The organism is Thauera sp. SDU_THAU2, from assembly GCF_038260575.1.
GTDB lineage: Bacteria > Pseudomonadota > Gammaproteobacteria > Burkholderiales > Rhodocyclaceae > Thauera.
The window spans coordinates 1,438,108-1,462,835 of record NZ_JBBWUN010000003.1; the positions used below are offsets into that span (position 1 = coordinate 1,438,108).

Genomic DNA, 24,728 nt, shown 5'->3' on the forward strand with positions numbered 1-24,728 from the left:
TTCCGTCACTGGAAGCGATCCAGGCCGGCGAAGCCCATGAAGGCCAGGCTCATCAGGCCGGCGGTGATCATCGCGATCGCCGTGCCCTTGAACGGCACCGGCACGTCGGCGCCGTCGAGGCGTTCGCGGATGCCGGCGAACAGCACCAGCGCCAGCGTGAAGCCGACCGAGGAGCCGAAGCCGAACAGCAGCGATTCGAGCAGGTCGTGGTTCAGGCCGACGTTGAGCAGCGGCACGCCGAGCACCGCGCAGTTGGTGGTGATCAGCGGCAGGTAGATGCCGAGCACCTGGTGCAGCAGCGGGCTGGTCTTCTGGACCACCAGTTCGGTGAGCTGGACGATCGCGGCGATGACGACGATGAAGGAGAGCGTGCGCAGGTAGCCGAGATCGAAGGGCTGCAGCAGGTAATGGTCGATCAGGTAGCTCGAGCCCGAGCCGAGCGTGAGCACGAAAGTGGTCGCCGCACCCATGCCGATCGCGGTGTCGAGCTTCCTCGACACGCCCATGAAGGGGCACAGGCCGAGGATGCGGACGAGGACGACGTTGTTGACCAGCACGGCGCCGATGACGATGAAGATGTAGCTGGCCATGATCCGCCGGGGAAAATAAACGGCCGATTATCGCCCGTGGGGCGAAGGTGCTTCAAGCCTCGGGGCGCCGGCCGGGCGCTCAGACGGACGGCGGGGGTGCCAGGCTGGCGCTGTGGAAGGACCAGTGGCCGCGGCGGCGGTCGTCGAAGAAGTGGCGCAGCGTCAGGCCGATGCTGCGAAAGGCGATCCGGTCCCAGGGGATGTCTTCTTCGCGGAACAGCGCCACCTCGAGCGATTCCTCGCCGGCGCGGAAGTCCAGGTCGAGCAGGCGGGCGCGGTAGATCAGATGGACCTGGCTGATGTGCGGCACGTCGATCAGCGTATACAGTTCGCCCACCGCGATGCGCGCACAGGCCTCTTCGGCGGTTTCGCGCGCGGCCGCCTCGGCGGTCGTCTCCTCGTTTTCCATGAAGCCGGCGGGCAGCGTCCAGTAGCCGTGGCGCGGTTCGATCGCGCGGCGGCAGAGCAGGATCCGGTCTTCCCATTCGGCCAGCGCGCCGACTACCAGCTTGGGGTTCTGGTAGTGGATCGTGCCGCACTGCGGACAGACGTGGCGCAGATGGCTGTCGCCGGCGGGGATGCGGATTTCGACCGGGGCGCCGCAGTTCGAGCAGAAGTTCATGGGGAAGGTGGAGTCAGGAGCGGAGGCAGGGGGCGTTCTTTTCGTTGTCGATTCTAGCGTGCTTTTTCGCACGGCTCGGGAATAACATTTGGCATAGAATTACAAACTTGGTCGAATTTTTTTACGTAACCGGACCGGAAGCCGGACATGATTCGAGGATTCCATGCTGCAGCCGATTGACATGAAGCGTTTCGAACAGATCAAGGCGGCAGGCGACCTTCCGTCGCCGCGTGGCGTGGCGATCGCGATCATTCGGCTCACCCAGTCTCCGAACGTGTCGGCGGCCGAGCTGGCGCGGGCGATCAAGGGCGACCCGGCTTTCGTCGGACGCCTGATCAAGGCGGCCAACTCCTCGCTGAGCGCGGGCAAGCGCGCGGTGGTATCGGTGCAGGATGCACTGATGGTGCTCGGCCTGCCCTCCGTGCGCACGATGGCGCTGGGCTTTTCCCTGTTGTCGAACTATCGCAAGGGTGCCTGCGAGGCTTTCGACTATGAGCAATTCTGGTCCTCTTCGCTGGTGATGGCGCTGTCGATGCAGGCGCTGGCGCTGCGCGTGCGCGTGCTTGCCGCGGACGAGGCCTTCAGTCTCGGCCTGCTTGCACGCGTCGGTGAACTGGCCCTGGCGACACTGTATCCGGCCGAGTTCGGCCGCGTGCTGCGCGAAATCGCGGCGACGCCGACTCTGCACCAGCTCGAGCTGGAAGAAAAGGCCTTCGCCATGACGCATAGCGAACTCGGTGCCGCGATGCTGACGGACTGGGGGCTGCCCGAAGTCATGGTCGCGCCGATGCGGTGTTACGAAACGCCGGAGCAGGTCTGCTTCGCCGAGGCCAGCCGGGAAGCCGGCCTGCTGCAATGCCTGGTGCTCTCGCGGGCAATCGCCCGGCTGTGCCTCTCGCCCGAGTCCGAGCATGCGAACCTGATGCCGCCGATGCTGCGGCTGGCGAGCCGGCTCGGGATATCGCACAGCGATTTCATCGCATTGTGCGAGAACGTCGGGCGTGAATGGGGAGAGTGGGGCAAGTTGCTGCTGCTCGAGACCAGGCAGGCGCCCGAGTTTTCCCTGCTGTCGTCCACGCAGGAACCGTCCACTGCCGAAGCCGCCCGGCGTTCCCGGGGCGATTCGGCTCAGCGCCCGGGCGCGGCGGGCGATGAACTCATGGATGACGAAGCGGTTCGCGTGCTCGTGATCGGCGCCAACGAGGACGAACGCGCATGCATGCGTTCGACGCTGGATTCGGAGTCCTTCCTGATCACCGAAGAGGACGATTACGACCAGGGAATCGAGCGGGCGATCGACATCCAGCCGCAACTGATGGTCGTCGATTGGGGGCATGCAGGCCGTTGGGCCGACTGGATCCGGGCCTTGCGCGACACCCGTTTCGGCGCTTCGCTGTACCTGCTGGTGCTGCTCGACGAGTTGGACGAGGAAACCCTCAAGAAGGCCGCCGACGCGGGGGCTGACGATTTTCTCGTGCGGCCGGTCTGCCCGAGCGCGTTGGCGCTGCGGATGCAGGCAGGGCGCCGTATGATCCTGCTGCAGCTTCGGCTCGAACAGGAGCGCGAGGAGCTTCGGCATTTCGCCGCCGAGCTGGCAATCTCGAACCGGCGCCTGCAGGAGGCGGCGATGACCGATGTGCTGACCGGCGTGCCGAACCGGCGGTATGCCATCGATCGCCTGTACATGGAATGGGCTGCATGCGCCCGCCACCATCGTCCCCTGACGGTGATGGTCGCGGACCTGGACGGTTTCAAGGAAATCAATGACGCGCACGGGCACGACGTCGGCGACATCGCCTTGCGCCAGGTATCGGAGGTGCTGCGCGGCGAGCTGCGTGCGCAGGATGTCCTCTGCCGCATGGGCGGAGACGAGTTTCTCGTCATCTGCCCGGATGCCGATCTGAATGCGGCGCTTGCCTGCGCGGAGCGCCTGCGGGCGGCGGCGGCCAATCTGGAGATCGAAACGGGCGGTCCGCAGTTGCGTCTTTCGGTCAGCATCGGCGTGGCGACGCGCGACGAATCGATGCCGGCGATGAAGGCGCTGATCAAGCTTGCCGACCGGGGGGCTTTCCTCGCCAAGGCGCGCGGGCGCAACTGCGTCGTGGCGCCGCAGTCGGCTGGTCTGCTTCCCTGAGTTGCGGGTTGTATGCGTTTTTGTTGTTTCGGGACAACGCCGATGCTATCCGATTACGCGCCAGCGTGACTTTGTAACTTGCTGATACGAATGATTTGCTCTAGCTTTGACGCCGCTCGTCCCCGAAAGGGATTGGAAATTTATGGACCGACCCGACTTCCAGGCCGAAATTCGTGAACTGAACCTCGCTTACCTGATGCTTGCGCAGCAGATGCTGCGCAGCGATCGGGCGACGGCGATGTTCCGGCTCGGCATCGGCGACGAACTGGCCGAGCTGATCGCGACGATGAGCGCGGCCAAGCTGGTGAGAATGGCGGGAAGCCAGATGCTGGTGCCGTGCTTCCGCTTCGATGATGCCCAGCTTGCCCGACTGATGGCGGGCGAGGGACGTGATGCGGTGAGCGCCGGCCTGCATGCCGCGATCATCGCCGCAGGCAAGGCGGCCGAAGGTGCGGCCTGAGGAGCAGACATGAAGAACAAGAGCGTGCTCGACGAGGCGGACGACATCCGCCGTGCGGTGGAAATGGTGCAGCTCGGCGCGCGCATGCAGATGCTCGAAGTCGAGACCAGGCTGAGCCGCGAGAAGCTGTTGCGCATCTACAAGGAAGTGCGCGGCGTCTCGCCGCCGAAAGGGATGCTGCCGTTCTCGACCGACTGGTTCATGACCTGGCAGCCGAACGTGCATTCGTCGCTGTTCATGGGGCTGTACCGCTTCTATGTCGAGCGCGCCGCGCTGGGCGGCCTCGATGCGATCATCAAGGCCTACCATCTTTATCTCGACCATCTCGAAGCCAGCACGCTGGAGCCGGCGCTGAGCCTGACGCGTGCCTGGACCCTGGTCCGGTTCTTCGATGCCGATCTGCTGCAGATGGCCTCGTGCAAATCGTGCGGCGGCAGCTTCGTCGCCCATGCCCACGACCCGGTGCACGATTACGTATGCGGCTTGTGCAACATGCCGTCGCGCGCAGGCAAGTCCGGTTCGACCAGGACGCGCACGGCCAAGCCGAAGGCGGTGGCCAAGCGCAAGCCCGTGAATCGGGCGGTTGCCGAGACGGCCTGAAGCAGAGTTCGCCGCCCGTCCGGGCGGCACGGAGAAAGGGGCTGCCCGCAGGCCGGGGCAGCCCTTTTTCATCGCCGCGCCGCGCGCCGCGACCACATGCAGTATGGGAGCGTGTGGGCTGTTTTTCGGGCCGTTCGGCGAGCTCCATGCAGCCGGATTCAAGTTTTTCCGGTGCCTGACGATAAAAGTCACGGGTTCTGGATTCCGTTGCGGTTAGGCTGTGCCGCGGCGTCTTCATCTTGGAGTGAGTTGTGTTCCTGATCATCGGCTACGTCATCGTCCTGGCCGCATCGCTCGGCACCTATGCGGTGCATGGAAGCCTTGCCGCGCTGTGGGTGCCGATGGAGTATCTCGCCATCGTCGGCCTGATGATCGGCGGCTTCGTCGCGAGCAACGGTGTCAAGGCGATCAAGGCCACGATCGGTGCGCTGCCCTCGGTGTTCAAGGGCTCGGGGTACAACAAGGCCATGTATGTGGACCTGCTGGCACTGCTCTACGAACTGCTCGCCAAGGTCCGCAAGGAAGGCCTGATGTCGATCGAAGGGGACATCGAGAATCCGGAGTCCAGCCCGATCTTTTCCAAGTATCCGAGCGTCACCGCCGATCATCATGCGATCGAATTCCTGACCGACTACCTGCGCATGATGGTGGGCGGCAACCTCAATGCGTTCGAGATCGAGAACCTGATGGACATGGAGATCGAAACGCACCACACCGAAGCACACCAGGCGCCCCACATCATGGCCAAGGTGGCCGACGCGCTGCCGGCCTTCGGCATCGTCGTCGCGGTGATGGGGGTGGTGAACGTGATGGGTTCGGTGGGCCAGCCGCCGGCGGTGCTGGGCAAGATGATCGGCGGCGCGCTGGTCGGTACCTTCCTCGGCATTCTGCTGTCCTACGGTTTCGTCGCGCCGATCGCCAGCCAGCTCGAACAGAAGGTCGAGGAAGGCGGCAAGATCTACCAGGTCATCAAGGTCGTGCTGCTTGCCAGCATGAATGGTTATGCGCCGCAGATCGCGGTCGAATTCGGCCGCAAGGTGCTGTATTCCACCGACCGGCCCGGCTTCGTCGAGCTCGAGCAGGAACTCAAGAGCCGCAAGGGTTGAGCGATGCGCGCGCAGATCGGCCAGGGACGTGAAGGGAGCGCGGCGTGAGCGACGATACCCAGCAGCCCATCGTCGTCAAACGGATCAGGAAGGGCGGCGGCGCGGCGCACGGCGGCGCGTGGAAGATCGCCTATGCCGACTTCGTGACGGCGATGATGGCCTTCTTCCTGCTGATGTGGCTGCTGGGCTCCACCGCCCAGGGCGACCTCGAAGGCATCGCCGATTATTTCCAGAATCCGATCAGGATGTCGATGGAGGGGGCGACGGCACGGGCGACAGCTCGAGCGTGATTCCGGGCGGTGGCGAGGACCTGACGCGCTCGGTGGGCCAGGTCAGGCGCGGCGACGTCGAGAGCACCCGCTCGATCAACATGGATGCGGCGGGCGGCAAGCGCAAGAGCGAGGCCGAGATCAGCGCCGAGAAGCTGGCCGAGCGGCGGGAGCGCGCACGCCTGATCGACCTCAAGGGCCGCCTCGACGCGATCATCGAGGCCAATGCCTCGCTGCGCCAGTTCAAGAACCAGATCCTGATGGACATCACCACCGAAGGCCTGCGAATCCAGTTGGTCGATGAGCAGAACCGGCCGATGTTCACCTCCTCGAGTGCCGAACTGAGGCCTTATACGCGCGACCTGCTGCGCACGATCGCCGGTGCGCTGAACGACGTCGATCATCGCATCAGCCTGTCGGGGCACACCGATGCGTCCCAGTACGCCGGCGGCGAGCGGGGTTTCTCGAACTGGGAGCTGTCGTCGAATCGTGCCAACCGCATCGCGCCGCGAACTGGTCGCGGGCGGGCTCGAAGCCGGCAAGATGGTCCGCGTCGTCGGCCTGGCCGACACTATTCCGCTCAACCGCGCCGATCCTCACGACCCGATCAACCGGCGCATCAGCATCATCGTGCTGAACAAATCGACCGAAGATGCGATTCGCAGCCAGACCAGCACGGCCGGCGTCGATGTCGGCGCCGGCGACGACCGCGAATCGATCGGCGGGCAGATCGACAGCAGCGTCCCGGTGCCGCCGCCGGGCGGGCCGCGAGGCAGCCTGATCCAGGGGCTTCCACCGCCGCCGAGTTGAGCCGGCGGGCTCAAGTCCTGGCGAATCCGGCCGATATCGAATCCATACCGTCGCAAATGCGATAACCGATTCTTGCCCCAGACGGGGGGAACATGTCCGACCTTCTGAAGAACATCGACGCGCGTACCCGGCTGGCCGGGACGAACAAGCTCGAAATCCTGTTGTTTACCCTCGGCACCGATGGCCGCACCGGACGGCGCGAGACCTTCGGCATCAACGTGTTCAAGGTGCGCGAAGTGATGCGCACGCCGAGCATTACCGCCGCGCCCGAGATGCCAGCTTCGGTCGAAGGCATGGTGAGCCTGCGCGGCACGCTGGTGCCGGTGGTCGATCTGGCGCGCTACATCGGCATGAGCGTCGAGACGCCGCGCGAGATCATGATCGTCACCGAATACAACGGCCACACCCAGGGTTTCCTGGTCGAGGCCGTCGATACCATCCTGCGTCTCGACTGGTCGCAGATGCGGGTGCCGCCCGAGATGCTGACGGCCAACATGGGCGGTCTCGTCACCGCCGTCACCGAACTGCCGGGCAACAAGCTGGTGATGATGCTCGACGTCGAGAAAGTGCTGTCCGAGACGACCCGCTACGACAACGAATACATCTTCAAGGACATCGTCCAGTTGCCCGATGGCGATGGCCGTGTGGTGTATTTCGCCGACGATTCCTCGGTGGCGCGGCGCCAGATCCAGCAGACGCTCGACGCCATGGGCGTGCGCCACGTCTCGGCGGTCAATGGCCGGCAGCTGTGGGAGGAGCTGAATCGTGCCGCAGCCCATGCGGAAACCAGCGGGCGCAAGATCGGCGATCTCGTCAGCCTGGTGCTGACCGACGTCGAGATGCCCGAGATGGACGGCTACATCCTGACCAAGCAGATCAAGTCCGACCGCCGCTTCGCGGGCATTCCGGTGATCATGCATTCGTCGCTGTCGGGCAACTCCAACCAGCAACTGGGGATGTCGGTGGGAGTGGATGAATACGTGCCCAAGTTCGAGCCGCAGCGCCTGGCGCAGACCCTGAGCCGCCTGCTGGTCGAAGGCGTCGCGCCGCAGGCGCAGGATTGAGGAGCCGCCATGCTGAACCTTGCCCAGGAAGAATCCGCGCTGCTCGACTCGGTCGTCAGCCGCACCCAGCTCGCAGGCTCCAACTGCATGGAGATCCTGTTGTTCTCGCTCGGCACCACCGAGCATTTCGGCATCAACGTGTTCAAGGTGCGCGAAGTCTCGAAGACGCCTTTCATCACCCGCACGCCCAACATGCCGACCGGCGTGGAAGGCTTGATTTCCCTGCGCGGCAACGTCATTCCGGTGCTGTCGCTGGCCGGCATCCTCGGCGTCGCCCAGCCCGGAACGCTGAACGAAGGCGCGATGATGGTCACCGAGTACAGCAAACGCACGCTCGGTTTCCTGGTCGAGGAAGTCGATCGCATCATCCGCGTCGATTGGGAGAAGGTGCGTACGCCGGAGAACGTGTCGGGCGGCAGCCATGCCTACATCACCGCGATCACCGAGCTGCCGGACGGGCGCCTGGTGTCGATCCTCGACGTCGAGAGCATCCTGGCCAACACCTTCGGCGATGCGGTGGTCGGCAACATCGAGCCGATCGGCAACGGCCACGAGGTCAACGTCTTCTTCGTCGATGACTCGAGCGTGGCGCGGCGCAAGATCACCGAAGTGCTCGACAAGCTCGGCGTGCGCCACAAGCACGCGCAGAACGGCCTCGAGGCATGGACGCGCCTGGTCAGCATCGCCGATCACGCCGAGCATGCGGGCCGCCCGGTGGCCGAGGAGATCGACCTCATCATGGTCGATGCCGAAATGCCCGAGATGGACGGCTACGTGCTGACGCGCAACATCAAGGCCGACTCGCGCTTCGGCGGAATTCCGGTGGTGATGCATTCCTCGCTGTCGTCCGAGGCCAACCGGGCGATGGGCAAGCGGGTAGGGGTGGATGCGTACGTGGCAAAATTCGACGCTGACGTACTTGCCGAAACCCTGAGGCCGCTGCTCGCGCGTGCGCGCCGGGCAGCCTGAGCCGAGCCGGAATGAATGGAGAACCTGGAATGTCCGACCCCAAACTCAAATTTCTCGTCGTCGATGATTTCTCGACCATGCGGCGGATCGTCCGCAACCTGCTCAAGGAGCTGGGCTACACCAACGTCGATGAAGCCGAGGATGGTGCGATCGCGCTGCAGAAGCTGACTTCGGGGCAGTTCGACTTCGTCGTCACCGACTGGAACATGCCGAACATGGACGGGCTGACGCTGCTGCAGACGATCCGCCGCACGCCGCAGCTCAAGCACCTTCCGGTGCTGATGATCACCGCCGAGGCGAAGAAGGAAAACATCATCGCCGCGGCCCAGGCCGGTGCCAGCGGCTACGTCGTGAAGCCGTTCACCGCGGCGACGCTGGCGGAAAAACTGCAGAAGATCTTCGAAAAGATGGGGCGCCCGGCATAGGGAGGCCCGGCATAGGGGCGCCCGGCGTAGGGGCACCCGACCGAGGGCACACCACCTGAACGCTTGCGTATCCCGAGCATGGAGTCTGGACATGAGTAAAACGGCCTAAATTCGACGAGTCGGGCGACTCGGACGACCTTCAGGCACTGTTCGACAGCATCGCCGCGCAACCTGCCGAGCTTGTCCCGGCCGCTGCGGCGCCGCAGACCGCGCCGATGGCGGCCGCTGCTGACGGAGCCGGAGACAGCGATGAATTGCAGGCCTTGTTCGACGCAGTGTCGGCGGAGACCGGCATCGCCGAAGCGCCGCCGGTCGAGCATGCGGGCGGGGAACAGCAGGACGCCGACGGCGATCATGCGGTTTTCAACCGCCTCGGGCACATGACTCGCCAGCTCCACGATGCGCTGCGCGAGCTCGGCCTGGATGCCAGCCTGCAGGAGGCGGCGCAGGCGATTCCCGATGCCCGCCAGCGGCTGGACTACATCGCCCAGATGACCGAGCAGGCGGCGAGCCGCGTGCTCAACGCCACGGACATCGCCCGTCCCCTGCAGGACAGGATCCAGCAGAAGTCGGCGGTCCTGCGTGCGCGCTGGGACGAGGTGTTCGCCGGCAAGGTGTCGCCCGAGGACTTTCGTTTGCTGAGCATCGAGACGCGCGATTTTCTCGGCGAGGCCGAAGCCGACAGCACGGCGACCGGTGCGCAGTTGCTGGACATCATGATGGCGCAGGACTTCCAGGACCTGACCGGCCAGGTCATCAAGCGCGTGCTGCAGACCGCCCGGGCGCTCGAGTCGCAGTTGCTGGAGGTGCTGCTCGAGACCGCGCCGGCGGCGGTGAAGGTCGAGTGCGCGGGCAGCCTGATGAACGGGCCGGTCATCGACGGCAAGGCGGCCGATGGCATCGTGACGAACCAGGAGCAGGTCGACGACCTGCTCGAAAGCCTGGGCTTCTGAGCCGGGCATGCCGGTCGATGAGTGGGCCTTGCATGAGGACGGACCGGGAAGACCGCATGTCCGCAGTGGAAAGAGTGGAGCGAGAAGAACATGAGTGATTTTGCCGGAATGGAAGACCTGTTGCAGGACTTCCTCATCGAGGCCGGGGACCTGCTGTCCGGGGTCGACAACAAGCTGGTCGATCTGGAGCGCTCGCCCGAGGATCGTGGCCTGCTCAACGACATCTTCCGCGGCTTTCACACGATCAAGGGCGGCGCCGGCTTCCTGAATGCGGCCGAGCTCGTGAGCCTGTGCCACCTGACCGAGAACCTGTTCGACAAGCTGCGCAACGGCGAGCTGTCGATCACGCCCGAAGCGATGGACGTGATCCTGGCCGCCACCTCCGCGGTGCGCGAAATGTTCGGTTTCCTCGAAAGCGGGACCCAGCCGCCGCCGGCAGACCCCGATCTGATGGCGCGTCTGAAAGCCACGCTGGCGGGCGAGTCGGTCGCGGCCGCACAGCCTGCGGCGGAAGGTGTCGGCCTGCCGCTGCCGGGCGAGCCGGCATGGGATCTGCTGTACGCGGCCGTGGCCGGCAGGCCTGCGGCAGAGGCCGCGGCGCCGTCGTCCGTCGTGCCGGCCGCTGTGCCAGCTCCTGCCGAAGAGATCATCAAGGCGGCGATCGGGCGGCGCGCCACCGACAAGCCGGGCGTTTCCGGGCCGGTCGGCCGGCGCGACAGCGAGCGCCAGCGCGACAACTCGATCCGTGTCGATACCGCGCGCCTCGATCAGGTGCTGAACCTGTCCGGCGAGATCGGCCTGACCAAGAACCGGCTCAACGCGCTGCGCAGCGACATCCTCAGCGGCCGCAATGATTCCGAAACGTTGCATGCGCTCGATCTCGCCGTCAGCCAGCTCGACCTGCTGGTCTCCGACCTGCAGAACGCGGTGATGAAGACCCGCATGCAGCCGATCGGCCGGCTGTTCCAGAAGTATCCGCGCATCGCCCGTGACTTGGCCCGCAACCTCGGCAAGGATGTGGAACTGGTGCTGGTCGGCGAGGAGACCGAGATCGACAAGACGATGATCGAGGATCTGTCCGATCCCATCATCCACCTGGTCCGCAATGCGGTGGATCATGGCGTCGAAGACCGCGCCGGCCGCATCGCCGCCGGCAAGCCGGAGAAATCGATCGTCCGCCTCGAGGCGCGCCAGGAAGGCGACCACATCGTCATTCTGGTCGCCGACGACGGCCGCGGCATGGATGCCGAGCGCCTGCGCAGCAAGGCGCTGGCCAAGGGCCTCATCACCGATGAGGAGGCCAGCACCATGGACGAGCGCCAGAGCTACAACCTGATCTTCCTGCCCGGCTTCTCGATGGCGGAGCAGGTGTCGGACGTGTCGGGCCGCGGCGTGGGCATGGACGTGGTGCGCACCAACATCCAGAAGCTCAACGGCAGCATCGAGATCCGTTCGCAGCAGGGCAAGGGCACGACCCTGATCATCAGCCTGCCGCTGACGCTCGCGATCCTCCCGGTGCTGCTGGTGCGCCTCGGCGAGCAGCCTTTCGCCGTGCCGCTGGCGATGGTGCGCGAGATCCTGCCGATCGACCCGGCCATGGTCCAGGACGTCGGCGGCAAGGCGACGATGGTGGTGCGCGGCGAAGTGCTGCAGATCCTGCCGCTGTCCTCGCTGCTCGGCTGGCCGCAGGAGCGGGCGCCGCAGTACGGCGTGCTGATGCAGGCCGCCGAACTGTCCTTCATCCTGGCGATCGACAGCTTTGCCGGCCGTGAAGACGCGGTGATCAAGTCGCTCGACGATTTCCGGCCGAAGGGGGTCGCCGGCGTGACCACCTTGTCGAACGGCCAGATCGTGCTGATCCTCGACATGAAGGAGCTGCTCGGTACTGCCGGCGACCATCGCGGCGTGCCGCGCGCGGCGCTGATGCGCAGCCGGGAAGCGCTGGCACTGGCTTCCTGAGCGGCCGTAAAACCGGAGCCGGGCCTTTCGCGTTCAGCACGCGAAAGGCCCGGCTTCATTTTGTGGGCAGTGTGTTCAGGCGGTGAGTTCGAGCAGCGCGGCAAACGCCTGTTCGAACTGCCGCAGGCCTTCCTGCTGCAGGCGCTCGCCGGCCTGGTTCAGGTCGATGCCGTGCCGCTCCAGCGCAGCGTACTGTGCCGCTGCATCCTCGATGTCCTGGCCCACGGTGTCGGCCGTCACCTTGCCGTGGTCGCGCAGTGCGTCCAGCGTGGCGTCGGGCAGGGTGTTGATGGTTTCGGCGCCGATCAGCGGTTCGACGTAGAGCAGATCGCTGTAGGCCGGGTTCTTGGTGCCGGTGCTCGCCCACAGCATCCGCTGCGGCCGTGCGCCGGCTGCGCGCAGCGCGGCGAAATCGGGTCCGTTGAAGCGTTCGCGGTAGCGCAGGTAGGCGAGCCTGGCAGTGGCCACCGCGCTCTTGCCGCGCAGGGCCAGCGCCGCGCCGCCCAGTTCCTCGAGCTGCTTGTCGATCAGGGTGTCGACCCGCGACAGGAACAGGCTCGCCACTGACATGACGGGCGTCACGTCGCCGCCAGCCGCCAGCAGGCGTTCGAGGCCGCGCAGATAGGCCTGGGCGACGGCTTCGACGTGGGCGAGCGAGAACATCAGCGTGACGTTGACGCTGACGCCGGCACCGATCAACTGCTCGATGGCGTCGATGCCGGCCGGCGTCGCCGGCACCTTGATCAGCAGGTTGGGGCGGTCCACCGCGGCTTTCAGGCGCAGGCCGGCGGCGAGCGTGCCGGCGGCGTCGTGGGCCAGCGCGGGCGAGACTTCCAGGCTGACGTAGCCGGCATCGCCGCCGCTGTCGCGGTGCAGCGCCGCCAGCAGGTCGCAGGCCCGCTGCACGTCGGGAATCACCAGCGCTTCGTAGCGCGCTTCGGCACTCAGCGGCTGTGCTTTCAGGGCGGCCAGGTCGTCTTCGTAATAGCGTCCATCCGCGATCGCCTTGTGGAAGATCGCCGGGTTGGTGGTGACTCCGGCGATGCCGTCGTCGGCGATGAAGCGCGCGAGATGGCCGTCGTTGAGCAGGGTGCGGGAAAGGTTGTCGAGCCAGATCTGCTGGCCGTGCTGGCGTACCTGGAGCAGCGGGTTCATCGATGTACCTGGAGTGTGCATGGTGATCGGAGATGCCTGCATCCTGTGCAGCAGAGCATTGCCGGGAAGAAACCGATTGTGCCCTGAAATCGCCGCGCGGGGGAGGCTGAGGGCTCAGCCCAGCAGCGTGTCGTCCCAGCCCAGCGCCCGGCTGACGGCCTTGAAGTCATCACCGGGGCGGCACTGCAGGTTCAGCCTTGCATCGCTGACGGGATGTCGCAGGCCCAGCCAGGTGCAGGCCAGCAGCAGGCGACGGCTGCCGAACAGGGTCTGGAACAGGCGGTTGTGCCGGCCCTTGCCGTAGCTGGCGTCGCCGATGATCGGATGCGAGATGTGCTTCAGGTGGCGGCGCAACTGATGCCGCCGGCCGGTTTCCGGCAGCAGCTCGACCAGGGCGTAGCGGCTGCTCGGATAGCGGTCGACCGCATGTGGCAGTTCGGCCGTCGCCAGGCGGCGAAAGCGCGTCAGCGCGGGCAGGGCGATTTCGCCGCCTGCCGATCCGGCGGGGCCGTCCGGGTCCGTTTCCTCGTCTTCCGGCAGGCCGTCCCGCCGGCCGGCGCCGTAGCCCTGCCTGCGTTCGATCGGGTCCAGGCGGCGTACCAGCGGATGGTCGATGATGCCTTCTTCGGGCGGATGGCCGCGCACGATGGCGACGTAGCGCTTGTCGACCGCATGGGCCTCGAACTGCCTGCCGAGCGCGGCGGCGACTTCGCGGTCGAGCGCGAACAGCAGCACACCCGAGGTGCCGCGGTCGAGCCGGTGGGCGGGATGGACACGCTGGCCGATCTGGTCGCGCAGCAGTTGCACGGCGAAGCGTTCCTCGTGCGCGGCGATCGGGCTGCGGTGTACGAGCAGGCCGGAGGGTTTGTCGATGGCGACGAGCCATTCGTCGCGATACAGGATGTCGAGCATGGGCTGTCGGACTCGCAGCGCCCCGCAGGCGGGGCGCTGCGAAAGAAAGCGGCCGCGAAGGGCCGCTTTCGTATGTCTGCCTTGCCCGGCCGAGGCCGGGCCGGGGTGCATCAGGCGAAGTTCTGCGCCGCGAAGTCCCAGTTGGCCAGCTTGTCGAGGAAGGTGGCGACGAAGTCCGGACGGCGGTTGCGGTAGTCGATGTAGTAGGCGTGTTCCCACACGTCGATACAGAGGATGGCCTTGTCGGCGGTGGTCAGCGGAGTGCCGGCGGCGCCCATGTTGACGATGTCGACCGAACCGTCGGCCTTCTTGACCAGCCAGGTCCAGCCCGAACCGAAGTTGCCGACCGCGGAAGCCTGGAAGGCCTTCTTGAAGTCGTCGAAGGAGCCCCACTTGGCCTTGATCGCATCGGCCAGCGCGCCGGTCGGCTCGCCGCCGCCGTTGGGCTTCATGCTGTTCCAGAAGAAGGTGTGGTTCCAGACCTGGGCGGAGTTGTTGTAGATGCCGCCGGCCGGCGCCTTCTTGATGATGGCTTCGAGTTCGAGGTTCTCGTACTCGGTGCCCTTGATCAGGTTGTTCAGGTTGGTGACATAGGCCTGGTGGTGCTTGCCGTAGTGGAATTCCAGGGTCTCGGCCGAAATGTGCGGGGCCAGGGCGTCCTTTGCGTAGGGCAGGGCGGGCAGGGTGTGTTCCATGCGTATCTCTCCTTGTTAAGGTGTTCTGAAAACTCTTGCGAAGCCCGACGAGTCCGGTCGGGATTCGCGTCCGGCGAAAACGCTCGCGGCCGACATCATAGGCGCACGAGCGGGCGCCTGTCAGCTTCCAGCGGTGGTGTTGTCGAGAGTGAAGCTCCCGGCGGGCAGCGCTGGACGGGTTCCCTGGGGGGCCTCCTGGCAGGGCTCCCAAGCGGCCCACCCTTCCCGTCGGGATCGACGCTGCAAAGGCCTGGTTCAGTCCTTTTGTCCGGCTTCGTCCGGCCCGGCCCCGGTCACGCGCGTATGCAGCGTGCCGTCGGCCAGCTGTACGTCGACTGCCATGCCGGCACCGGCCTCGCCGACCGAGCGCAGCACGCGGCCCCGGCTGTCGCGGGCGATGGCGTAGCCGCGCGCGAGCACGGATTCCGGGCAGAGGTGCTGCAGATGGGAGGCCAGGGTTTCGAGCCGTTCCCGGCGCTGCCGCAGGCTTGCCTGTGCGGCGCGCTGCAGCTCGTGGCCGAGCTGCGCGACGAGCCGCCGGGTGCCGGACAGTTCCGGCTGCAGCCGGGCCAGGCGCAGGCCGAGCGCGGCCTGACGGAAGCGCGCCTGTTCGAGCCGGTGCTTCATGGCCCGTGCCAGCCTGCCGGCACGGGCATCGATGTCGGCCCTGGTCTGGCGCAGGCGCTCGCTTGGATGGACCAGGCGCAGCGAAGCCCTGTCCAGCCGCTGGGCCAGGGTTTCGAGCTGGCGTTCGATGCCGCGCTCGAGCCGCGGGCCGAGTGTGGCGATCTCCTGGTGCGCTGCATGCCAGCCCGCGCTGGCCAGTTCGGCTGCGCCGGTCGGCGTCGGTGCCCGAAGGTCGGCGGCAAAGTCGGCGATGGTGAAATCGGTCTCGTGGCCGACGCCGCTGACGACGGGCAGCGGACAGGCGCGCAGCGCGCGGGCAAGCGCTTCGTCGTTGAAGGGCCACAGATCTTCCAGACTGCCGCCGCCGCGCACCAGCAGCAGCACGTCGATGCCGTCCCGGTCGGCGCGTCTGCCTGCTGTGGCGATGGCCTGTGCAAGGCGCGGCGCCGCGTCGGCGCCCTGCACGGGCGCCGGATAAAGCACCAGCGGCAGATGCGGCGCGCGCCGGGCCAGCGTCACCAGCACATCGCGCAGCGCGGCGGCGGCAGGCGAGGTGACGAGGCCGATGCCGCGCGGAAAGCGCGGCAGGACACGCTTGTTGCCGGCATCGAACAGGCCTTCGGCGGCAAGCCTGTCCTTGAGCTGGTTGAAAGCCTCGAACAGGTTGCCGATGCCGGCCTGGCGGACGCTTTCTATATTGAGCTGGTAGTCGCCGCGCGCTTCGTACAGCGTCGCCAGCGCGCGCACTTCGACCCGCATGCCGTTCTCGGGGCGGAAGGGCAGGAGTTGGGCGCGGTTGCGCCACATCGCGCAGCGCACCTGCGCATCGCTGTCCTTGAGGGTGAAGTAGAGATGGCCGGAAGCTGCCCGGGTGAGATTGGAGATTTCGCCGCCCACCCACATCAGCGGCAGGGCGGCCTCCAGCGCTTGGCGGGCGAGGCGGTTGAGCGCGGATACCGTAAGTATCGGGGCGGACAGCATTCCAGTCATGCGAGGGGCATCGCCAGGGGCGCGCGAGAAGTCGGGAGAAGCGCGGATTGTAGCGGAATCCACAGCTCCGCCAGGCTGTCAAGGGTCTTGCGGCAAGTCCTTGATCTACAAGGGGTGAGAAAATAAGTATTTGTTTTCATTGAAAATAATATATTGCACAAATTTTCATCGGAGTGTCCGAATGCTTGCAGTGACGGGCTTTGAGGCTCACATCCAGAAAAAACCCACAAACTTATCCACAGCTTCTGTGGATTGCTCGCCGGCTTGGTCCGGGTCCTGGGGGTAACGCGGGCGTCGCCGGTTTGGCATATCCCGCGTGGAAGCCCGGGCGGGGTCCGGGTTGGGCATATTCCACGTCTCGATACGCATCTTGCTTGTCGCCGCCGGCTTGCGGGCGCTAAAGTTCCGCCTTTGCGCAATAGGGGAGCAGCCAGCGTGTTCGCGATCATCCAGGAAGTGGGCTGGCCGATCTGGCCGTTGATTCTGGCTTCGGTCGTGGCGCTGGCGCTGATCATCGAGCGTTCGCTCAGCCTGCGGCGCTCGCGCGTGGTGCCGCCGGGCCTGCTGCAGAACGTGCTCGACGATCTGCGCAAGCAGGGCGTGTCCGATGCGATGATCGAGCGCGTCAACGCGCACTCTCCGCTCGGCCGCGTGCTGGCGGCGGGCCTGCGCAACGTCAGCAGTTCGCGCGAGATCATGAAGGAATCGATCGAGGAAACCGGCCGTGCGGTCGCGCACGAACTCGAACGCTACCTGACCACGCTCGGCACCATCGCCGCGATCAGCCCGCTGCTGGGGCTGTTCGGCACCATCATCGGCATGATCGACATCTTCGCCTCGCAGGGCGTCAGCGGCGCCAATCCTGCCCAGCTCGCCCAGGGCATCTCGATCGCGCTGTACACCACCGGACTCGGCCTGATCATCGCCATTCCGGCGATGATCTTCTGGCGCCACTTCCGCGCCCTCGTCGACAGCTTCGTCATCGACATGGAGCAGCAGGCGGTGAAGCTGGTCGAAGTGGCGCATGGCGAGCGGCGCGACTGAGGGGCCGGCATGAACTTCCGCCGCGGCAGCCGCAACGAAGAGCCCGAGATCAACCTGATCCCGCTGATCGACGTGGTGCTCGTCATCATCATCTTCCTGATGCTGACGACGACCTTCTCCAAGGTGTCGGGGCTCGAGATCAACCTGCCGTCGGCCGAAGCGGAGGGCGTGGATACGGTGCCCAACGAGATCCTCGTCGCCGTGACTGCGGCCGGCGAAGTGCTGGTCAACCGCCAGCCGGTCGCCGAGCCGAGCGTGGAGTCGCTGGCCGCGGCGCTGGGCAAGGCCGCGCCGGGAGACGGTGGCGAGCCGGTGATCGTGATCAATGCCGATGCCAAGGCGGCGCACCAGAGCGTCATCGACGTGATGCAGGCGGCCCAGCGCGCCGGCTTTAGCCACGTGACCTTCGCCACCCAGGCGCCGGCGCAGTGAGCCGCTGAGGGGCGCGGACGATGGCGGCCCAGGCTCCGGCCTTCTGGCGCAGGCGCGGCCTGCCGGCCCGGCTGCTGCAGCCGCTGTCCTGGCTGTTCGGCGCGCTGGCGCAGCGCCGTCGCCGGACGACACGGCCGGAGAGGCTGCCGGTACCGGTGATCGTCGTCGGCAACATCGCCGTCGGCGGCAGCGGCAAGACGCCGGTGGTGCAGTGGCTGGTGGCGCAACTGAGCGCGGCGGGCCGTCGGCCCGGCATCGTCAGCCGCGGACACGGCGGCCGGATCGAAGGCGTCGCCGCCGTGCCGGCCGATGGCGATCCCGCCGTCTATGGCGACGAACCGGTGCTGCTCGCCGCCAGCTGCGCCTGCCCGCTGGTCGTCGGCCGCGACCGGCCGGCGGCGGCGCGCGAACTGCTGCGCCTGCATCCCGAGTGCGACGTGATCGTGGCCGACGACGGCATGCAGCACTATCGTCTCGGGCGCGACGTCGAGATCGCCGTGGTCGACCCTGCCACCCTGGGCAATGGCCTGCTGCTGCCGGCCGGGCCGCTGCGCGAGCCGCTCGGGCGCCTGGCGGAAGTCGACGCCGTGATCGCCCACGGCGCGCTGCCGCCGGTGCTGGTCGCGGCCCTCGGCGGCGTGCCGATCTTCCCGATGCAGTTGCGGGGCGGCGCCCTGCGTGCACTCGGGGCGCCGCAGCGAACCCTCGAACTGGAAGCGCTGCGCGGCCGCCGCGTGCATGCGGTGGCGGGCATCGGCCGGCCGCAGCGCTTCTTCGAGCAGCTCGAAGCTGCCGGCCTGGTGGTGCTGAGGCATCCCTTCCCCGATCACCATGCTTTCACCCCGCCGGATCTGGCTTTCGCCGAAACCTTGCCGATCCTGATGACGGCCAAGGATGCGGTAAAATGCCGGGCTTTCGCGCCCGACGACTGCTGGGAGTTCCCGGTCGAGGCGCAGATCGGTTCGGGCGCCGCCGAACGCATTCTGGAGAAACTGGAGCATGGACGCACGTCTGCTTGAAATCCTCGTCTGCCCGCTGTGCAAGGGCCCGCTGGACTACCTGAAGGACAGGCAGGAACTGGTGTGCAAGGGCGACCGGCTCGCCTTTCCGATCCGCGACGGCATCCCGGTGATGCTCGACGAGGAAGCGCGCGCGATGAGCGCCGAGGAAGTCGACGCCCTGCGCGCGTGACGGGGGCGCCCGCGGTGAGCACGCCTTTCCGTATCGTCATTCCGGCGCGCCATGCGTCGACCCGCTTGCCGGGCAAGCCGCTGGCGGACATCTGCGGCAAGCCGATGATCGTGCGCGTGCTCGAACGCGTGCGCGCGGCGGGTGCGCAGGAAGTCCTGGTGGCGACCGATCATGAGGGTGTCCGCGACGCCGTGCTGGCCGCCGGCGGCGAGGTGGTGATGACGCGCGCCGATCATCCCAGCGGCACCGACCGCCTGGCCGAAGTGGCGATGCAGCGCGGCTGGGGCGACGAGGACATCGTCGTCAATGTGCAGGGCGACGAGCCGCTGATCGACCCGGCCATCGTGTCGGCGGTGGCCGTCGCGCTGGCCGACGACGCCGACGCCGCGATCGCCACCGCGGCGCATGCGCTGGCCGGGGTGGACGAGGCTTTCAACCCCAACGTGGTCAAGGTGGTGTGCGACGCCGCCGGCCGTGCGCTGTATTTTTCCCGCGCGCCGATTCCCTGGGCGCGTGACGCCTTTGCCGCAGGGCGCGATGCCTTCCCTCGGGACTTGCCTGAGGGCCTGCCGATGCTGCGCCACGTCGGCCTGTATGCCTACCGGGTGGGTTTCCTGCGCCGCTATGCCGATCTGGCGCCTTCGCCGATCGAGCATTGGGAGGCGCTGGAACAACTGCGCGCGCTGTGGCACGGCTACCGCATCCGCGTGCTCGAGCTGGCGGCGGCACCGGCCGCCGGCGTCGATACGGCGGAGGATCTGGCGCGCGTCAGGCAGTCGTTTCGCATCGAAGGGGTTTGACCGACGGCCATGTGTCGGTTAATTTCGCAGGGTTTCGCATAAAAGTACAAACAAGCGGCCGTGCCGCACGGCCGATATTCTTTTCATCGGGAGGGTGTATGCGACTGATTCTGTTGGGGCCGCCGGGAGCGGGCAAGGGTACGCAGGCCAACTTCATCAAGGAGAAGTTCGGCATTCCGCAGATTTCGACCGGTGACATGCTGCGCGCCGCGGTCAAGGCCGGCACGCCGCTCGGCATCGAGGCCAAGAAGGTGATGGATGCGGGCGGCCTGGTGTCGGACGACATCATCATCGGCCTGGTCAAGGATCGCCTGCAGCAGCCCGACTGTCAGGCCGGCTACATGTTCGACGGCTTCCCGCGCACCATTCCGCAGGCCGATGCGATGAAGGACGCCGGCGTGCCGATCGATTTCGTGCTCGAGATCGACGTTCCGGACAGCGAGATCGTCGAGCGTATGAGCGGGCGCCGCGCCCACCTGGCCTCGGGCCGTACCTACCACGTCAAGTACAACCCGCCCAAGGTCGAAGGCAAGGACGACGTCACCGGCGAAGACCTGGTGCAGCGCGACGACGACAAGGAAGAGACGGTCAAGAAGCGTCTCGATGTCTACCACGCCCAGACCAAGCCGCTGGTCGAGTACTACGGCAAGTGGGCCGCTTCCGGCGACGCCAAGGCGCCCAAGGTGCGCAAGATCGAAGGCCTGGGCGCGGTCGAGGACATCACCGCGCGCGCGTTCGAAGCGCTGAAGTAAGCGCGCAATCCACGTTCCTGACGGCCGGCTCCCGTAGTGGGACCGGCCGTTTCGTTTGCTGATTCAGGCCTGGCGGCTTCCATCATGGCGCGATCGAATCTTCTCTACGCTCACTCCGGCGGCGTCACCGCCGTCATCAACGCCACGGCCAGTGCGGTGATCGGTGCTGCACGTGCCCATCCAGGACGCATCGGCAAGGTCCTGGCCGCCCATCGCGGCATTCTCGGCGTGCTGGCGGAAGACCTGATCGATACCGCTGCGCTCGACGACGCGGCGCTGCAGCGCTTGTCGCTGCGTCCGGGCGGGGTATTCGGCTCCTGCCGTTTCGATCTGCCGCAGACCGATACGGCGGACGGCAGGCGGGTGATGGACAGGTTGTTCGAAGTCTTCGCCGCGCACGATATCGGCCATTTCATCTACAACGGCGGCAACGGCTCGATGGACGTGGTCGGGCGCCTGCGTGACGCGGCGCGGGAGCGCGGCTATCCGCTGGTCTGCATCGGTGCGCCGAAGACGGTGGATAACGACATCGTCGGTACCGACTGCTGCCCGGGCTTCGGCTCGGCGGCGAAGTATCTGGCGACCTCGATGCTGGAGGCCGGGCTGGACATCCGCTCCATGGTCGGCAGCCGGGGCAGCGTGTTCGTGATGGAAGTGATGGGGCGCAATACCGGCTGGCTCGCGGCGGCGACCGCGCTGGCCGCCGGCGGCGACGCCGATGCGCCGCCGCATATCGTGCTGGTGCCGGAAGCGGGCTTCGACGAGGCGGCGTTCCTGGTCGAAGTCCGGCGTATCACCGAGCGCCTGGGCTATTGCGCGATCACGGTCGCCGAAGGCATCCGCAACGCCGACGGCAGCCTGATCATGGAGAAATCGCGCGACTCGCGCGGCTACGTCCAGCTCGGCGGCGCGGGCTCGGCCGTTGCGCGCATGATCCATGAGCGCCTGGGCTACAAGTTCCACTGGGCGATTCCCGACTATCTGCAGCGCGCCGGCGGACACTGGCTGTCGGCGGTGGATCGCGAGCAGGCGCTGGCGGTCGGGCGGGCAGCGGTCGAGCTGGCGCTCGACGGGCGCAATGGCTGCCTTCCGGCGATCCGGCGGCTCGGCGAAGCGCCGTACCGCTGGGACGTCGGCACCGAGGATGCCGCCGCCATCGCCAACCTGGAGCGCACGTTGCCGGCGGCCTTCGTGCGCGCCGACGGCCTGCACGTCACCGCGGCGGCCTGCGACTACATCCGGCCGCTGATCGAGGGCGAGGTGCCGCAGCCCACCGCAGGTGGCCTGCCCGATTACGGCACGCTCGCCTTGCCGCCCGTCGCGCGGCGGCTGCCGCCCTGGCAGGCGTAGTCGCCACGCCGGTCCGCGCCTGTTTCCGGCGCCCGCTGGGCAATCCGGAGGCGGGCGTTCAGGCGCCGGCGGGCAGTGCGTCGGGCTTGGCGTCCGCCACCGGGCGCTCCGGCATGTAGGCCGCGATCTGGCACAGGATCGCAGCGACGTAGGGGATGCACTGCAGGCACAGGATGCCGACCCACAGCTGGGTCTCGAGGTTGTCGGCACCGCGCTGGGCGACCAGCGTGGCGGCGCCGAGCAGCAGCGCCACCAGCATGCCGATCTCTTCGCGGATCGGATTGAAGAAGGCGAGCGCGCCGCCGCCGCGCCAGCCCTTGGGGGTGACGACGAACACGCCCTTCTTCTTGACCAGGCCGGCGAACACGCCGCGGGCGATGGCATGGGCGAGGCCCACCGACAGGATCGAGGCGCCGAGGATGTCCTTCCAGGGGCAGTCCATGGTGCGGCGGTACAGGATCGGGCCGAGTGCGGCCTTGAAGGCCATGAAGCCGAGGATGGGCAGCGCCAGCGCCGTCACCGGCAGGCCGAAGGACTTCGGGAACAGCAGGATGCCGAGCGTCCACGCCAGGCTGCCGAAGGCGAACACCAGTTGCAGCGCATCGCCCAGCCAGGCGAACCAGCCGGTCAGGAAGTGGTAGCGCTGGGCCAGGTTGAGGTTGCTGCGGCCGATCATGTGCGGCAGGTGGGCCTTGAGGATCTGCATCGCGCCGAAGGCCCAGCGGAAGCGCTGGCTCTTGATCGCGGCAAAACCCGAGGGCGTCAGGCCGCGGCCGAGGACGTGGTCCACGTAGCGGGTGTCGTAGCCCTTTTCGATCAGGCGCAGGCCGAGCTCGGTGTCCTCGCAGATGCACCATTCCGACCAGCCGCCGACTTCCTCGAGCGCAAGGCGGCGCACCAGGGTCATGGTGCCGTGCTGGATCAGCGCGTTGCGCTCGTTGCGGTGGTGCATGCCGATGCGGAAGAAGCCGTCGAATTCCCAGTTGCACATGCGCTTGAACGGCTGGCCTTCCCAGTCGCGGTGGGCCTGGGGCGCCTGCACGACGGCGACGTCGGGCTTGTCGAAGTGCGGGATCAGGCTGGCCAGCCAGTCCGGATCGACGACGTAGTCGGCATCGACGACGCCGACCACTTCGGCGCGCGGGTCGGTGACCTTGAGGCCGTAGTTCAGCGCCCCGGCCTTGAAGCCGGGCCAGTTGGCGAGATGGAAGAAGCGGAAGCGCGGACCGAGCTCGGCGCAACGCTTTTCCAGCGGCTTCCACAGCGCTTCGTCGCGGGTGTTGTTGTCCAGCACCAGCACTTCGAAGTTCTGGTAGTTCAGCTTGGCCAGGCTGTCGAGGGTGGCGATCACCATCTCGGGCGGTTCGTTGTAACAGGCCAGGTGCACCGAGACGAAGGGCTGCTGGTCCGGGGCGTGCGGCGGCAGCGGCATGAAGCGGCGCTGCCACTGCTTCTTGAACAGCATCTCGCCGAACTCGAAGCCGTGCGACAGCAGCACCGCGGCGGTCAGGATGGTGGCGCCGATCAGCAGGCCGAGGCCGACGAGGTCGCGCTGCGTGAGGTAGTAGTCGACCGGCACGTTGAGGCCGACGATCAGCGTCGATACGCAGGCCTGGATCAGGCCGGCGAGGAAGACGCGGCCGAAGACGTTCCAGTCGGACAGGAAGAAGGCGACCAGGAACATCGGCAGGAAGGCGAGCGCCGCAGCGTTCATGGCCTTCTTCGACCAGTGCGGATCGCGTTCGACGATGCCTTCGAGGGCGAATTTCTGCTCGCGGTCGGCGTTGTACATGCCCCAGTAGGGGCCGGCCCAGCCTTCGACGTCGACTTTCCAGGGCTGATCGATCGCTTCCATCAGGAAGTAGTCGATGCGCGCGGTGCGGGGGTGGGCGAGGAATTCGCGGATGAAGCGCGCCTGGTTGTCGAGCGAGGGAATGGCGGCGCCCAGCGTCGGCCCCTTGCTCGGCCAGCCGATTTCACCGACCACGATCTTCTTGCGCGGGAAGGTCCTGGCCAGTTCGTCGTAGCGTTCGAAAGCGTAGTCGACGGCGGCCTCCACCGGCACGCCTTCGTGGTAGGGCAGCAGGTGGACGGTGATGTAATCGACGTGCTCGACCAGTTCCGGATAGCGTAGCCAGACGTGCCAGGGTTCGGCGGTCGACACCGGCTTGCGCACGGCCTTGCGGACGCGGTCGAGGTAGCCGATGACGTCGTCGGGCTTGAGGTCGCCGCGAAGGATGGATTCGTTGCCGACCATCAGGCGCTCGACGTGGCGCATCTTGCGTGAAGCGTCGATCAGCGCCGTGATCTCGCGTTCGTTCTTTTCCAGGTCGGGGTCCAGCCAGGCGCCGGCGGTGACGTTCATGTCGCGCTCGCCGGCGAGCGTCAGCAGGACCGGCATGTCGGTGACGCCGTAGGTGCGCAGGCCGTCGGATGTGCGGGCGAGCAGGTCGAGGTCGGCGGTGAGTTCTTCCGTTGTCGGATAAGTGCCCTTCAGCGGGCTTTGATCGCGCTGGAAGCCGTTGTAGGCGAAGCCCTTGATGCTCTGATTGGTGCTGATGAACTCGGCGCCGCGGTTGAACTGCTGCCAGATCCAGTGCTGGAGGAAGGCGACGCCCGCGGCGATGGCGAGTGCGATCGCGATGCGATAGAGGAGCGAGGCGGCCTGTTTCATGTTCGAATCCTGAGCGGCGTGGAGATGACGCCGAAAAACGGGTAAAACGCTGACAAAACGGAAAAGCCTGTGCGATTGTGCGGACGTTGCTGCGTTGCACAAACGTTTTTGGCAGACAATCGACGATTCTGTCGCAGATGCACGG

The 24,728-nt window shown here is 66.7% G+C and carries 23 protein-coding genes and 1 pseudogene; 17 read left to right on the top strand and 7 right to left on the bottom strand.

Annotated features, from left to right (window positions below; genetic code table 11):
• Positions 1-5: 5 nt before the first annotated feature.
• Positions 6-590, bottom strand: a complete 585-nt coding sequence (gene rsxA, locus AAFL97_RS07990) for an electron transport complex subunit RsxA (RefSeq protein ID WP_341644459.1) — start codon at positions 588-590, stop codon at positions 6-8.
• 79 nt (positions 591-669) lie between these two features.
• Complete coding sequence (locus AAFL97_RS07995; protein WP_341644460.1) at positions 670-1,212, bottom strand: NUDIX hydrolase; 543 nt, start codon at positions 1,210-1,212, stop codon at positions 670-672.
• 163 nt (positions 1,213-1,375) lie between these two features.
• Between AAFL97_RS07995 and AAFL97_RS08000 the strand changes: the two genes are divergently transcribed.
• From AAFL97_RS08000 to AAFL97_RS08045, 10 genes and pseudogenes are all read left to right on the top strand, one after another.
• Positions 1,376-3,346, top strand: a complete 1,971-nt coding sequence (locus AAFL97_RS08000) for a sensor domain-containing diguanylate cyclase (protein ID WP_341644461.1) — start codon at positions 1,376-1,378, stop codon at positions 3,344-3,346.
• A gap of 142 nt (positions 3,347-3,488) precedes the next feature.
• The gene (flhD, locus tag AAFL97_RS08005) at positions 3,489-3,806 is read left to right on the top strand and encodes a flagellar transcriptional regulator FlhD (protein ID WP_341647118.1); all 318 of its coding nucleotides are present in this window, start codon (positions 3,489-3,491) and stop codon (positions 3,804-3,806) included.
• Positions 3,807-3,815: 9 nt separating this feature from the next.
• Entirely contained in the window at positions 3,816-4,406 is a 591-nt protein-coding gene (gene flhC / locus AAFL97_RS08010) for a flagellar transcriptional regulator FlhC (protein ID WP_341644462.1), read from the top strand.
• Positions 4,407-4,657: 251 nt separating this feature from the next.
• Positions 4,658-5,512 carry a flagellar motor stator protein MotA gene (gene motA, locus AAFL97_RS08015; protein WP_341644463.1) on the top strand — a complete coding sequence of 285 codons (855 nt, stop codon included), beginning with the start codon at positions 4,658-4,660 and terminating at the stop codon, positions 5,510-5,512.
• A gap of 44 nt (positions 5,513-5,556) precedes the next feature.
• Positions 5,557-6,591 (top strand): annotated as a pseudogene (gene motB, locus AAFL97_RS08020) (flagellar motor protein MotB).
• 92 nt (positions 6,592-6,683) lie between these two features.
• Positions 6,684-7,655 (top strand): chemotaxis protein, encoded by a 972-nt coding sequence (locus AAFL97_RS08025; RefSeq protein ID WP_341644464.1) that lies wholly within the window; start codon positions 6,684-6,686, stop codon positions 7,653-7,655.
• 9 nt (positions 7,656-7,664) lie between these two features.
• Positions 7,665-8,624, top strand: a complete 960-nt coding sequence (locus AAFL97_RS08030) for a chemotaxis protein (RefSeq protein WP_341644465.1) — start codon at positions 7,665-7,667, stop codon at positions 8,622-8,624.
• Positions 8,625-8,653: 29 nt separating this feature from the next.
• Positions 8,654-9,049: a chemotaxis response regulator CheY gene (gene cheY, locus AAFL97_RS08035; RefSeq protein WP_341644466.1), complete on the top strand. Its 396-nt coding sequence runs from the start codon at positions 8,654-8,656 to the stop codon at positions 9,047-9,049.
• 215 nt (positions 9,050-9,264) lie between these two features.
• On the top strand, positions 9,265-10,002 hold the full coding sequence (cheZ, locus tag AAFL97_RS08040; protein WP_341644467.1) for a protein phosphatase CheZ: 738 nt from the start codon (positions 9,265-9,267) through the stop codon (positions 10,000-10,002).
• A gap of 90 nt (positions 10,003-10,092) precedes the next feature.
• Positions 10,093-11,961, top strand: coding sequence for a chemotaxis protein CheA (locus AAFL97_RS08045; protein ID WP_341644468.1), 1,869 nt, complete (start codon positions 10,093-10,095; stop codon positions 11,959-11,961).
• Between the two features lie 75 nt (positions 11,962-12,036).
• Here the strand turns inward: AAFL97_RS08045 and tal are convergent, their stop codons facing one another.
• From tal to xseA, 4 genes are all read right to left on the bottom strand, one after another.
• A complete protein-coding gene (gene tal / locus AAFL97_RS08050) occupies positions 12,037-13,116 on the bottom strand; it encodes a transaldolase (RefSeq protein ID WP_341644469.1) in 1,080 nt (359 codons plus the stop codon).
• A 114-nt stretch (positions 13,117-13,230) separates the two neighbouring features.
• Positions 13,231-14,028, bottom strand: coding sequence for a pseudouridine synthase (locus AAFL97_RS08055; protein ID WP_341644470.1), 798 nt, complete (start codon positions 14,026-14,028; stop codon positions 13,231-13,233).
• A 110-nt stretch (positions 14,029-14,138) separates the two neighbouring features.
• Positions 14,139-14,723, bottom strand: a complete 585-nt coding sequence (locus AAFL97_RS08060; RefSeq protein WP_263462383.1) for a superoxide dismutase — start codon at positions 14,721-14,723, stop codon at positions 14,139-14,141.
• 255 nt (positions 14,724-14,978) lie between these two features.
• A complete protein-coding gene (gene xseA, locus AAFL97_RS08065; RefSeq protein WP_341647119.1) occupies positions 14,979-16,331 on the bottom strand; it encodes an exodeoxyribonuclease VII large subunit in 1,353 nt (450 codons plus the stop codon).
• Positions 16,332-16,775: 444 nt separating this feature from the next.
• Between xseA and AAFL97_RS08070 the strand changes: the two genes are divergently transcribed.
• The 7 genes from AAFL97_RS08070 (at position 16,776) to AAFL97_RS08100 (ending at position 21,909) form a co-directional block, all read left to right on the top strand.
• Positions 16,776-17,384: a MotA/TolQ/ExbB proton channel family protein gene (locus AAFL97_RS08070; RefSeq protein WP_341644471.1), complete on the top strand. Its 609-nt coding sequence runs from the start codon at positions 16,776-16,778 to the stop codon at positions 17,382-17,384.
• A 9-nt stretch (positions 17,385-17,393) separates the two neighbouring features.
• On the top strand, positions 17,394-17,816 hold the full coding sequence (locus AAFL97_RS08075) for an ExbD/TolR family protein (protein ID WP_341644472.1): 423 nt from the start codon (positions 17,394-17,396) through the stop codon (positions 17,814-17,816).
• Between the two features lie 20 nt (positions 17,817-17,836).
• Complete coding sequence (gene lpxK, locus AAFL97_RS08080) at positions 17,837-18,835, top strand: tetraacyldisaccharide 4'-kinase (protein ID WP_341644473.1); 999 nt, start codon at positions 17,837-17,839, stop codon at positions 18,833-18,835.
• The gene (locus AAFL97_RS08085; RefSeq protein ID WP_263462379.1) at positions 18,816-19,007 is read left to right on the top strand and encodes a Trm112 family protein; all 192 of its coding nucleotides are present in this window, start codon (positions 18,816-18,818) and stop codon (positions 19,005-19,007) included. Before lpxK ends, AAFL97_RS08085 begins: the two co-directional genes overlap by 20 nt.
• A 14-nt stretch (positions 19,008-19,021) precedes the next feature.
• A complete protein-coding gene (gene kdsB, locus AAFL97_RS08090; RefSeq protein ID WP_445954477.1) occupies positions 19,022-19,807 on the top strand; it encodes a 3-deoxy-manno-octulosonate cytidylyltransferase in 786 nt (261 codons plus the stop codon).
• Between the two features lie 98 nt (positions 19,808-19,905).
• On the top strand, positions 19,906-20,559 hold the full coding sequence (adk, locus tag AAFL97_RS08095; protein WP_068639265.1) for an adenylate kinase: 654 nt from the start codon (positions 19,906-19,908) through the stop codon (positions 20,557-20,559).
• A gap of 84 nt (positions 20,560-20,643) precedes the next feature.
• A complete protein-coding gene (locus AAFL97_RS08100) occupies positions 20,644-21,909 on the top strand; it encodes a 6-phosphofructokinase (RefSeq protein WP_341644475.1) in 1,266 nt (421 codons plus the stop codon).
• Between the two features lie 58 nt (positions 21,910-21,967).
• Here the strand turns inward: AAFL97_RS08100 and AAFL97_RS08105 are convergent, their stop codons facing one another.
• Entirely contained in the window at positions 21,968-24,583 is a 2,616-nt protein-coding gene (locus AAFL97_RS08105; protein ID WP_341644476.1) for a glycosyltransferase, read from the bottom strand.
• Between the last annotated feature and the right edge of the window lie 145 nt (positions 24,584-24,728).

Excerpts from the sequence above, each read along its gene's own strand:
- AAFL97_RS08045 (WP_341644468.1), top strand. The coding sequence starts at position 10,093 with ATGAGTGATTTTGCCGGAATGGAAGACCTGTTGCAGGACTTCCTCATC.
- rsxA (WP_341644459.1), bottom strand. The coding sequence starts at position 590 with ATGGCCAGCTACATCTTCATCGTCATCGGCGCCGTGCTGGTCAACAAC.
- xseA (WP_341647119.1), bottom strand. The coding sequence starts at position 16,331 with ATGCTGTCCGCCCCGATACTTACGGTATCCGCGCTCAACCGCCTCGCC.
- AAFL97_RS08055 (WP_341644470.1), bottom strand. The coding sequence starts at position 14,028 with ATGCTCGACATCCTGTATCGCGACGAATGGCTCGTCGCCATCGACAAA.
- AAFL97_RS08105 (WP_341644476.1), bottom strand. The coding sequence starts at position 24,583 with ATGAAACAGGCCGCCTCGCTCCTCTATCGCATCGCGATCGCACTCGCC.
- flhC (WP_341644462.1), top strand. The coding sequence starts at position 3,816 with ATGAAGAACAAGAGCGTGCTCGACGAGGCGGACGACATCCGCCGTGCG.
- AAFL97_RS08085 (WP_263462379.1), top strand. The coding sequence starts at position 18,816 with ATGGACGCACGTCTGCTTGAAATCCTCGTCTGCCCGCTGTGCAAGGGC.
- AAFL97_RS08060 (WP_263462383.1), bottom strand. The coding sequence starts at position 14,723 with ATGGAACACACCCTGCCCGCCCTGCCCTACGCAAAGGACGCCCTGGCC.
- AAFL97_RS08030 (WP_341644465.1), top strand. The coding sequence starts at position 7,665 with ATGCTGAACCTTGCCCAGGAAGAATCCGCGCTGCTCGACTCGGTCGTC.
- cheY (WP_341644466.1), top strand. The coding sequence starts at position 8,654 with ATGTCCGACCCCAAACTCAAATTTCTCGTCGTCGATGATTTCTCGACC.
- lpxK (WP_341644473.1), top strand. The coding sequence starts at position 17,837 with ATGGCGGCCCAGGCTCCGGCCTTCTGGCGCAGGCGCGGCCTGCCGGCC.
- AAFL97_RS08025 (WP_341644464.1), top strand. The coding sequence starts at position 6,684 with ATGTCCGACCTTCTGAAGAACATCGACGCGCGTACCCGGCTGGCCGGG.
- flhD (WP_341647118.1), top strand. The coding sequence starts at position 3,489 with ATGGACCGACCCGACTTCCAGGCCGAAATTCGTGAACTGAACCTCGCT.
- AAFL97_RS08100 (WP_341644475.1), top strand. The coding sequence starts at position 20,644 with ATGGCGCGATCGAATCTTCTCTACGCTCACTCCGGCGGCGTCACCGCC.
- tal (WP_341644469.1), bottom strand. The coding sequence starts at position 13,116 with ATGAACCCGCTGCTCCAGGTACGCCAGCACGGCCAGCAGATCTGGCTC.
- adk (WP_068639265.1), top strand. The coding sequence starts at position 19,906 with ATGCGACTGATTCTGTTGGGGCCGCCGGGAGCGGGCAAGGGTACGCAG.
- AAFL97_RS07995 (WP_341644460.1), bottom strand. The coding sequence starts at position 1,212 with ATGAACTTCTGCTCGAACTGCGGCGCCCCGGTCGAAATCCGCATCCCC.
- AAFL97_RS08075 (WP_341644472.1), top strand. The coding sequence starts at position 17,394 with ATGAACTTCCGCCGCGGCAGCCGCAACGAAGAGCCCGAGATCAACCTG.
- AAFL97_RS08000 (WP_341644461.1), top strand. The coding sequence starts at position 1,376 with ATGCTGCAGCCGATTGACATGAAGCGTTTCGAACAGATCAAGGCGGCA.
- cheZ (WP_341644467.1), top strand. The coding sequence starts at position 9,265 with ATGGCGGCCGCTGCTGACGGAGCCGGAGACAGCGATGAATTGCAGGCC.